Below are 9284 nucleotides of genomic sequence, written 5' to 3' on the forward strand. Positions count from 1 at the left end.
AGATAACCACATAATCTCCATCAACATGATTTAACTGCTCAGTCCTTACCTGCGAACATTTGTAAACTAGTGTTTCGATATGAAAAATTGAACCGAATTTAGGCAGTTCCTCCATCTTAACGGTTCTCTAATTGTTTCCTTCTATTTGATTTATTTACTCTGGTTAGCGCTTTCGTCAGAATCCGACACCGTCTGATTCTGACAACAGAAGGGCGAAGGCTTTGTCGAGGCCCCTATCGGCGAAACACTGGTCCCCAAAAAATCGGCCATCCATGCCATGAAGGCCAGCGACGACTTATTGGTTAAGCGCATCGCCAAGGGGGGATGTGCTGACCATCGAGCTGGGGCGCAAGCCGCATAACGGCTGTGTCGGGCTGATTGAATATGAAGGAGATACATTCCTGGCGGTTTTGCACTGGCACCGCGGGCGCTGGTATGCCCAGACCGACGACCGCCGGGGCGCGGTCACCGAAGAAATGGTCTTAATCGGGGTTGCCAGGGCGCTGATCAAAGATCAGCTGAAATAGGTAGCTTCCGTGACCTCTTCATCCCAGTTGTCAGGTAAACGACCATCAACAAACTTGAAAAATTCAGCCGCTTGCTCTCGGGTGAATAATAACCGTGCACCTCTGCAATAAACATTCCCCGCGACGTAATCAAAATTATCTGCTGTATCGACAATCTCAACGTGGGGAGTTGTCACTTTAATCCACGTATTGCCATCTGGCTTGAGGTCTGTTTCAACCGTTAAACCATCACGTATAACTAATTTCCGCATCGAATTTTCCATGTCGATAGTCCTTTATTGGTTTGAACGCTTATATTAACCATTCCACAGCCAGGGCGGCACCCGTGGATAAAAACACATGTCGCATTTTCAGGCACTAGGCCGTGCCAGGTGTTTTCCTTCTATTGATCATCTCTGTCTTTCAATCTTTCGTACCGTTCATTTAGGTAAGCTGACTTTGCCTCGAAATAATTAGCGCTCAAATTTAGAATTGAGGCTATCAGCGCCAGTCTGATTGTCATCGTCACTAAAATAGGAAGACTTTTTGCTATCAGAGTCCAAATAGAAAGAGCGATAGATGCTGCAAACATAGCCAGCTTAAACTTGATTCTATAAATTACCTACTTACGCTTATCTTCTTCTCTTTCTTGGCATTTATCTAGATACCGTAGCACAAAGCCAGGGCTGCGAGATCAAGGTATAGCGCTCCGGTTCAAGGATATTCCGGATAGGACACCACAAATGTAACACCTTCGTGCAGGCATTTTTGATCAAGCTTCTAATTGACCTAGTAGGGATCACCCCTCCAGAGTTCATCGAAGCATTATCCAACGCCTTACTGACCTGTATCCTCTCTCACCTGTAGCGGCCCCTAAGGTCACTCATTTTCGATGGGCAATACAGGCAACTTATCTAGGTTTGAACAAAGAGTTAAGTAAAACCAATATTGTTCTGCCCATTGGATTTTTACCTTCTTTTGTGGAAACATAACAATATCCGTATGGTCCCACCCTTTAAGTGCTTGATTCATAGTATACCAGGTGCCAGGTTCGGTCTTCTTAGGCCAAACAAAGACACCTTTATCTTCAGACTCGACAACAGGAAAGTAATTTTTCTCTTTAACACCAAGCCACGGATATTTCTGTGAGATAACAGGCACAAGCCCGTCATTTATTTGCCATAAATCATCATCCTCAGCCTCAACCGGCCATCGAGAGGTTTTGTCTGGCCAGTGCTTGGTTTTAATGAGTTTTTTAATGGGATAGTTTGCAATTCCATTTCCAAATCGTTTAAGAAAAAAGTGAAATCTGGAATGTTTCTGCTGTGTGACATAACTAAAATATGTAGTTCTATCGTAAACTTTAAATAGCTCATTTAAATACCGAGTGCCTATGACCGACAGGCAATAAGCGGCATTGTCTTGACCGTAGAGAAAATCTTTGAAGTTGATACCACAAACAAAGAAGAGACTTAACAACATCTCTAGCTTTTTACTAGAAATCATGTTTTTATTTCGTGTTATATTCCATTGATCCAAGTCCCAGTTATAGCGTCCTGTTTCAAAGACCTTTTGAAGATCTTTTATAAAAGTGGGCCAATTAGAGTTACGATCATTATAAGCATGCCATGCGGTGTACAAAAATTCTGTAGGTGATCCCACGAGAAAATTAAACGCCAAAAATCTTCTTATACCCCAGGGAGAAAGACTGCCTTTATAAAAACCTGTTTTTTCATCGAAGTCGCAGACGGCATAAGGCGCAGTAGTTCCATTGAGCACTCCAGAAATGGTCGTTACGGATCGAATCCAAGAGGCGTCAGTTTCATGTCCAGGAAACAAATCACCTTGGGCTAACATATATTGCAGAAGCAAAATTGTCCATGCTCCCTGGGAGTGTCCTACCAGATGGATAGGGTGTTTCGCATCCCAATCACTATATTTTGGCGTCAATCCTTTTTTCCAATTAGAAATTTTTTTTAACTTTTGATTATCTGTATCCAAAGGTTCATTATGAATATGATGTTTTTCATATTCATCACACTTGTAAACACAATCATCCCCACCTTTAATTTGATAAAATAACTCTCTCGCCCGATCCCAATAAGATGAAATAGGGCCAACAGATGCAAACTCTATTGTATACCCCTGTTTCTTTACCTCATGAGCTCTTCCCCAGTAATTTCCAAACCCGACCTCATGGTCACCCCAACCAAGAACACCATGAACGAAGATGATGGGATAATTATTCGTTTCACTCATTCTGCGCCCCTGCTTTCCGTTATATCCAAGTGACTTTAAGGAAACAACTATTCCTAAGCATGGCTAATCAATGATTTTAATGTGTTCCTCTAAAAATCATGAACCAGTCCAACTGTGTATTAATCTGCAGTGGTTATAATTACGGAATTGCCCATACAGAACCTGTTTCATATGATTCTTACAATATAGTAGGTATCAAGGAGTTCATGCACATTAGTGACAGCTTTTCCGCGAATTAATCCTGTAAAAAACGATCACGGCTTCGTTGACCTCTTTTATGATCACATTGCTCGGCAAGAAAGGTTTTATCCTTGTGTTTCGGGTATAGAGAGCTAGCGGCTAACTAACCGTCTGAACCCAGGCAGAAGCAATCCCGGTGCTGACCTTTACGGCTTGTATATCGAGGGGGCTGTTGCAAATAATCTGATGAGGCGGATCTAGTCAGTCATTGACTTAAAATTACGAGTAAATCACTTCAACATGGCTTTGTTGAAGCGCTCAAATAATGCTCAATCATTCCATTAACACTGAGTTCAGTTATCATGCTCACAGGTCATTAACGCGTAACCCGAGAAGAGCTATGCATATATACAGTTATAAGTAAAAGCCTCTTATTTCTGTATATGTCGGGGGTATTAACGAGACAATAATTGCTCTCTTTGTTGATGACCAAACAGCTTATGCTGCTGAAATAAGAGTATTATTTTCAATTGGTGAGCGCATATGAGGTCTCGTTATACGTGCATGCTTTTACCGAACGTAAAACCTTACATAGATATCAATGTAAGGTTTAAGCGCTTGATACTCATGCTGAAGTGGCTAAAATGCAATCAAGATAGTGTGTGTGTTATCGAGCTTGCTGCCTAATATGCTGTTATAGCTCCCCCTGGTTTTAATATTGGAGTATCAATTGAAAGTAGAATTATCAGTTTCACCGTCAGAAGAAGAGTTGAAAGCAATCGGTGATGGTATTGCAGCATTTAATGAGCAATATTTGCCAAATGATGGTGCTTTCGATTCAGGGTTTCGTTTTGCACTCGTAGTTCGGAACGATAGCGGAGATATTGTTGGTGGGATTCAGGCTAGTGTAGTTTGGAGTTATTGCGTACTTGAGCTGCTCTGGTTGTCAGAAGAAACGCGGGGTAGTGGTGTTGGCTCCAAACTAATGCATCGACTAGAAGATTTCGCCAAAGAGAAGGGTCTTAGCCAAATTCGTACAGAAACATTAGATTTTCAAGCTAAGCCATTTTACGAAAAGTTAGGTTACCGTGTTTATGGTGAACTAGAAAATACGCCCAAAGGACACACAACTTACTTCTTAGTCAAAGAGCTATAACAAGCTGTTTATGAGTGATTCGGCACGCGTGGCATTTTGGGGTTGCAGAGACTTGGTCATTGCGCGCCTCACACCTTAACAGGTCGTTACCCATACTTTTTTTAGTCCGAACCTTATAAGTTAGATTAAAAGCACTAACAAACTTCTGTCCCACATAGGCTTAGGGCGATCACTCTAAGTCGAATCTGCCCCTTTGTGAGTTAGATCTAATACGCAATAAGCTACCGTTAGCCCAAATTTGCCGTACTAGAACTTAGGCGTAAAGTAAGAATCACGACCTGCCCCATTAGTTCTTATGTAGGCATACTCAATTTGATGTCTGCTCATAAATAATCTCCTATGCAAAAAGAATAAACGAAAATTGTCTAGWAGAGTCTGGGCAGTCCAAATCACTTAATATCGTGTCCGAAATTTAGGGAACACTTTTCAACAACRTATTGGTTGATAGTGATCAACACAATATTATTCAAGTAAGTAATAGTATTGAGAGAAATACTAATAATTGGTTGTCCTCATGAAAAAAACTCTTACCGTACTGTCATTTTTTTTGCTWTCTGGATGTGTCTCAACTCAAGGTGACGTRCAAGATTACCTTGTAACAAATGCAGATTTGCCAGCAAAGCAGAAGATCAACCATCTAAAAGAAAATGTTCCATCAGATGGGTATGACGCAAGTGGGCCTTGTAACACCTTGTTAGAGTGTGCTGTTTATACCAAGGATATTGAGTTAGCCGAATGGTTATTTACCCGGTGGGAAGAAGAAATGCTCATGCACATGATAGTGCGAGAAAGAACGTATTATGATGGCGAGTATTACAAGATTAGATAYACCATCAACTCACCGATGCGGTTTGGGTTAAGCGACGATGATACTGAGAAATTCATTCGGCTTATGAAGCAGCACCGAATAGATTCCGATGTCTGTGGTTATGGGAATTACTCACCAATARCAATCGCTTATATTAATAATTACCCTAAAACATTTGCTYTACTTTTAGCCGATCACAAAATAACCCCTAAAGGTAAAGCAGACTTAGCTTCACCTACCAGCTGTAAATTTCCGATAGAAGCTCTCGAGAAGCAGMACGTTGAGAGTTGGSAATACGATTCTGGTCTGCTTGAGATGGCAATGAATCACTATGATGGCAGTCCCGAAAAAAGTAAAATGTTTGTTGCGCTGCTTGATAACGGCAATGATGTTGAGAGAGTCACCGATTTTAGAATGACCCGATGTTATAAATATGCAGGCAGTTCAGCACTGGCGTATTCAGTCTGCCAAAATAACGAGAAGGCCTATAACTTTCTCTTGAACTACTACAAACAAACAGACCGACTAAGTTCGGCGCAAAAAGAGCAGATATTTGCTCATGCGCAGGATGTTATAAAGAACACCCCATCAGCGGCAGAGCTGCAGCGAAAATCAGAGGAAGCTAAGCTTGCAAGCGAGAATGCCTGGAGAAAGCATGAAGCTCAACGGGCAGCTGAGTGGGATAAATTCAAGTCTGAGGCAAGGCGCAACTCTCAAAAAAGGGCAACAACACAAGCAAACGATGAGCCTTTTGAGTTTGATATCCATAGTAACAGCAGCAGTAATAGCAATTCATCTGGCTCTGCTTTCCACCTCTATGCAGAAGAGTTCCCAGAATATAAACCATACGTTCCGCCGAAAAAAGCATCCCAATCAACTGATATTTACAAGCCTTTGCAACCACCCTGGTTCAAGACTGAGTATTAAAGTGTGTATTAACTAAACTTAGAGGGTGCAGGACGGCGACTTAAATCGTATCCTGCACTTCTTTTTTCTCGTTAACCAAAGAGAACTTAGTCCAGACTTGAGAGCGCCAGCGTTTCGCCATAATCAGCCCTCTGACCCATTCATCTAGGCCAATGGCTAGCCATGCCCCTAATACACCATAGCCGAGATGGATGAGAATAAGTAGGCACTGAACACGGCGATTCCCCACATAGACAATATGCCAATCTGGTACATATGTCGAAAGACAATAAAGATTGAAACAGGACATTAAAGTTCGAAACTAAGACAATAAAGATGAAAACTTTTGTCAGGTTTTGTAACTCACTTCTGTCCCATATCGAGTTTGCGGGGCGTCTAAAGAACTATTGCCCCAAACCGTGTTAGTGCCCAAACTCAATCCCAATATGCCCAGAATAATTTACCATACATTTTGTTATGCATTATTTATGTAAAAGAATTGAAAAATAGCCCCGTGTTAGTTAGCCAAAACAAGATTTAAATTATTTTATCCATACCTTTATTCTTACGTCAAAACAGTCTTTGTATACAGGTATAATGAAATTTAACCATTTTTTGCTAAATATGGGTTACTTATATTGCCAAATAGTCTCAGTTTCACTTTTTGTAAAAAAAACTAATATATTGAATATATAGTTTCTTTTCTTCATCAAATTTATTTATAGAGACCCCTATAAATAAAAGTCTCAATTTTGCGGAAAAACGTGCTTAAAAGCTGACTATAAATAAGCATGTAATGCATTGATTTTAAAATTGGTTTAAGATGATTCTATGAATTTTCACAGCCGTTTGAAAAAGTACTTATAAAGACGTCTGTATAATACACTGTTATGCTAAAAAGAAAATACATCTGTTATTTATCAACCTTCCCAAGTAAAAAATCTATTAATATCCTTACCCGTAATGAAAGTTGTTTGCGAGAATGGTAAACTAAAGAAAAAGTAAATGATGCTCCACTGAAAGTAGGCATTATTAATCGTAAATTACCACTTCTCATTTCATATTCAGTTAATTTTGGTAGAAGTAGCGTCAGCCCCATACCTCGTTTTACCATGTCAATCAGTACATGCGGTGAGTCACAGATATGATAATGTTTGGGTGCAAAGCTGAATTGTTTCCCACTCGTCGAAAGGGTGACTTTTTTACCTCCTTCTAGTTGAGGTAATAACACCCAAGACGCATTTTTTAAATCTTCACTATTTTGAGGCAAGCCTTTGTCTTTAATGTATTTGGTACTTGTAAATACGCTTAAATTCTCTTTAAAAACAGATCGCGCTATCAGTGATTCATTTAATGTAGGGCTAACTCTAATTGCAAAGTCAATTTGATCTGAAATGAGATCAACAACTAAATCAGATAATCTTAAATCAAAACTTATTTCTGGATATAATTTTGAAAAGCTTTCTAAGCGTGGGTTAAGCCAGTCTAGTGCGATGTCATGGCTCACAGAAATTCTTACAGTACCTCGTAATTGATCATCAGCTGCAAATGTAGATATGTTGGTAAGTGAAGTAGCTATAATGTTAGCTTCAGGATAGATTTTTTCTCCATCGGCGGTTAGATTCAAATTTCTTGTTGTGCGTTGGATTAGGCGCATCCCAAGCCCCTTTTCTAGCAGGGCAATCTGTTCGCTGATACTGGAAGGACTCATTCCCAATACCCTTGCTGCTTGAGCAAAGCTACCTTGTTCGACAACAGCAGAGAATATCGCCAGTCTTTTTAATTGGCTTAGGTCTGTTTTGTTAATTTCATTCATCGGTTTTTCCGAATAGTTTATCCGTTATTAGCCTACTATTAATTTTAACTTTGATCAAACATAATTGTTTCTGAAATTCATTCTATTTCTTTTTATGCTAATTGGTGAATCTAAATGTTTACTAAACAAAAATCAAAACTACTAGGCGTAACAATGCTTGTTCTAATGATGTCAGTAGTGACAGTACAGGCAAAAACACTTGATACATTAAATAATGAAAAAATAGCTGATAACATCAGCATGGTTAAAGCAGGTGGTGTGAAAATCTATACGTTCCACGGGGTTTCAAATTCCCATATAATTGAGACTAAAAATGAGCTAAGAGTGATTGATGCACAATTAACTTTAAGCTCAGCAAAAAAACTCAAAGCATTTATTGAAAGTTTGAATAAACCTTTAGTGGAGGTTTTGTTATCACATAATCATCCAGATCATTGGTTTGGTTCAGAAATATTTGCGAGTAAAACACCTATTGCAACCATTTCAAGTGTGAAAGCTGACCTTGCGCGAGGAGGAATGCGCTATATAAAAATCAAGAATAAAAACCTAAAAATGAAGGGTGATATTCCAACACAAGTCATTTTTCCCAATAAAGAAATTAAGTTAGGTGTGCAAAAATGGGACGGTTTAACGGTTGTTGTTGAAGAATATGATGGTCATGAAGCACATCATTCCATGCTGATTAAAATACCGTCAATGGGTGTTATTATTGGACAAGATCTCTTCTACAACAATATGTTTTTGGTCGCATCTAACAGAGAGAGAAATAAAAAATGGCGAGCATTATTGCAAGATTTTTCAGTAGATGAGGCAATGTATTATAAAACATTACTCGTTGGTCATGGTGAAAATGGTGATCCTTCAATTCTTAAACAAGATATAGAATATCTTGATGAACTTGAAAATATTCTATCAAATAAATTATCACTTGAAGAAACAAAAAAATATCTATTGAAAAAATTCCCAAATAAAGGCGGTAAAGGAATGCTTGAAATGTCAATGAAAAATCTTTATTCAGGGCATTGATCAATCGCTATTACTCGTGGTTCAGTGAGTCATAATTTGAGCATTTTTAAATAAAAATAATGCATAACAAGTATTGCGTTATCAAGAAATCAGCAGGAGATAAGCAATGTACACCTTCAGAAAACAGTCAGTCGCTGTTATCGGCGCAACAGGTCAAGTTGGTACACCATTAACAAAAGGCCTATTATCGCTGGGGCATGATGTTGTTGTGCTTACTCGTAACCTGGCTGGCGAAAGTGCCGAAAAACTCAACTCGTATAAAGCGGAAGGCGCGCTGTTAGTTGAAGTGCGGGATATGCTTAATGTCGACGATATGGCTAAAGCACTTGAAGGGGTAGATACTCTGATCTGCGCGGTTCCTGGCTCTAAACAAATTATTACCGACGCAGAACCACTATGGTTAGAAGCCGCGGTTAAAGCTGGTGTAAAGCGCTTTGTACCAACCGAATTTGGCTGCCACACGCGTAATCTTGATTATGGCGATGGTGTGATTTTTGATTATAAAAAAAGATTGCACAATAAAATCATTGAATCCGGAATTGGCTGGACATTTTTCTATAATGGCGGGATCTTTGACTACTTCCTACCTAACCTGCGTTTTTTCAGAAAAATTACCACGTTCGGCGA

8 protein-coding genes and 1 pseudogene are annotated in these 9284 nt (G+C 39.5%); 5 read left to right on the forward strand and 4 right to left on the reverse strand.

Translation table 11 applies throughout. From position 1 onward, the window contains the following. The first annotated feature begins 326 nt into the window (after positions 1–326). Complete coding sequence (locus L4D76_RS27840; protein ID WP_428444082.1) at positions 327–527, forward strand: hypothetical protein; 201 nt, start codon at positions 327–329, stop codon at positions 525–527. Here the strand turns inward: L4D76_RS27840 and L4D76_RS27845 are convergent. Next, the gene (locus tag L4D76_RS27845; RefSeq protein WP_428444083.1) at positions 515–778 is read right to left on the reverse strand and encodes a hypothetical protein; all 264 of its coding nucleotides are present in this window, start codon (positions 776–778) and stop codon (positions 515–517) included. The genes L4D76_RS27840 and L4D76_RS27845 overlap by 13 nt on opposite strands. Before the next feature lie 607 nt (positions 779–1385). After that, positions 1386–2765 (reverse strand): esterase/lipase family protein, encoded by a 1380-nt coding sequence (locus tag L4D76_RS27850; protein WP_428444084.1) that lies wholly within the window; start codon positions 2763–2765, stop codon positions 1386–1388. Positions 2766–3675: 910 nt separating this feature from the next. On the opposite strand from L4D76_RS27850, the gene L4D76_RS27855 reads away from it, so the two are divergent. Together L4D76_RS27855 and L4D76_RS27860 are read left to right on the forward strand one after the other, a co-directional pair. Further along, on the forward strand, positions 3676–4101 hold the full coding sequence (locus tag L4D76_RS27855; RefSeq protein WP_428444085.1) for a GNAT family N-acetyltransferase: 426 nt from the start codon (positions 3676–3678) through the stop codon (positions 4099–4101). 514 nt (positions 4102–4615) lie between these two features. Beyond that, a complete protein-coding gene (locus tag L4D76_RS27860; RefSeq protein ID WP_428444086.1) occupies positions 4616–5836 on the forward strand; it encodes a hypothetical protein in 1221 nt (406 codons plus the stop codon). Positions 5837–5876: 40 nt separating this feature from the next. Here the strand turns inward: L4D76_RS27860 and L4D76_RS27865 are convergent. Both L4D76_RS27865 and L4D76_RS27870 read right to left on the reverse strand, forming a co-directional pair. Next, positions 5877–6085, reverse strand: a pseudogene (locus tag L4D76_RS27865) (hypothetical protein); the annotation flags it as partial. 643 nt (positions 6086–6728) lie between these two features. After that, positions 6729–7631, reverse strand: coding sequence for a LysR family transcriptional regulator (locus tag L4D76_RS27870; protein WP_428444087.1), 903 nt, complete (start codon positions 7629–7631; stop codon positions 6729–6731). Between the two features lie 114 nt (positions 7632–7745). Here L4D76_RS27870 and L4D76_RS27875 point away from each other — a divergent pair, with 114 nt between their 5' ends. Together L4D76_RS27875 and L4D76_RS27880 are read left to right on the forward strand one after the other, a co-directional pair. Further along, on the forward strand, positions 7746–8657 hold the full coding sequence (locus tag L4D76_RS27875; protein ID WP_428444088.1) for an MBL fold metallo-hydrolase: 912 nt from the start codon (positions 7746–7748) through the stop codon (positions 8655–8657). 106 nt (positions 8658–8763) lie between these two features. After that, a partial coding sequence (locus tag L4D76_RS27880; RefSeq protein WP_428444089.1) for an NmrA family NAD(P)-binding protein occupies positions 8764–9284 on the forward strand: 521 nt, incomplete at its 3' end.

The sequence above is a fragment of the Photobacterium sagamiensis genome (assembly GCF_050337085.1).
GTDB classification, from domain to species: Bacteria; Pseudomonadota; Gammaproteobacteria; order Enterobacterales; family Vibrionaceae; genus Photobacterium; species Photobacterium sagamiensis.